1 protein-coding gene is annotated in these 610 nt (G+C 55.9%); it reads right to left on the bottom strand.

The window, feature by feature from the left end; genetic code table 11:
• Positions 1 to 495, bottom strand: a 495-nt coding sequence (locus tag M3I54_RS44540) for an IS701 family transposase (RefSeq protein WP_254346746.1), incomplete at its 3' end; no start/stop codon positions are given.
• Between the last annotated feature and the right edge of the window lie 115 nt (positions 496 to 610).

The raw sequence follows: 610 nt of genomic DNA, 5'->3' as shown, positions 1-610 counted from the left end.
TCGCTCCCGGTCTTCAATCCATTCCTTGGGGACATACAGCTGCCAGGCAATTGGCAGGCTGCCGCGTTGCGTCGCGATCGACAGGCTCACGGCGATCTGGCAGTTATCCTGTTTGCCCAATTGCCCGCAGTATTGCCGCACTACGCCGACCGAATGCTTGCCTTTCTTCGGGAAGCCCGTGTCGTCAATAATCCAGTAATAGCCAGTCTCTTCAGCAGCGTGCAGGCCTAACGCGGGCATCACCCATTCTCGTACCCGCTGCAGAACCGCCCGGTCAGACCATTCTGCCTTGGCCACAAAATGGTGGAGTGACTGATGTTTCGCACTCGCGTGAAGGGGATCAATATGCGCAGCCATCGGCTCGACGCTCTTGCGTGACAACGGCATTACCAAGCCCGAACAGTAGCCCTTGAGGCCGGCATGGCGATCGGCGTGCCCTAACGCCTGCGCCAGATGATTCAGATACTCGTCAAATTCATCGACATCTTCTCTCATCACGATCGCCCGAAATATGCATTATTCAATACTACCAGGTATCGTTTCGCTGCAGATGTTTTTTCTGACACAGTAGTAGCCGCCCGCGAGGGCGATTTTTTGCGCGAGATGCGGC

Source organism: Paraburkholderia sp. CNPSo 3274, from assembly GCF_024206475.1.
In the GTDB taxonomy this organism is placed as follows: Bacteria; Pseudomonadota; Gammaproteobacteria; order Burkholderiales; family Burkholderiaceae; genus Paraburkholderia.
This window is presented reverse-complemented; position numbering and strand designations above follow the sequence as displayed.